Here is a 401-nt window from a genome sequence, read left to right on the forward strand (position 1 = left end):
TCACCACGGTGTAATCGACCTTGCGCCCGGACGGCTCCTTCTCGAGCTCGGCGAGCTTTGCCGAGGTCGGGTTCGCCTCCTTGCGGCGGCTGAGAACCACCTGCACCGTCCCTGTCGGCGAGGTCCATTTCGAGCCATTGGCGTCGCTTGCCTGCTGCGGCACCAGCTTGCCGGGAATGCCGAGCCGGGCGCCGCTGGTCGGCTCCGTCACGATCTTCCAGCCGACGCTCTCCTGCTTCTTTCGCGCCGTCTCGGCGAGCGCGGCGCGCTCCTGCGGATTGAGCACGCCAGTCGGCTTGCCGCCCTTGGTCTTCTGGTATTCCTTGATGGCGTTGACCATGCGCTCGCTGACGTCGCCGGTGATGGCGCCGTTATACTGGCCGACCCAGGCGAGGTCGGAC

Annotated in this window: 1 protein-coding gene; it reads right to left on the reverse strand. The window is 67.1% G+C overall.

What is annotated here, in order from left to right; all coding sequences use genetic code 11:
- Positions 1–401, reverse strand: a 401-nt coding sequence (locus D7X32_RS44710; protein WP_147450550.1) for a peptidoglycan-binding domain-containing protein, incomplete at both ends; no start/stop codon positions are given.

The sequence above is a fragment of the Corallococcus carmarthensis genome, assembly GCF_003611695.1.
Taxonomy (GTDB): Bacteria; Myxococcota; Myxococcia; order Myxococcales; family Myxococcaceae; genus Corallococcus; species Corallococcus carmarthensis.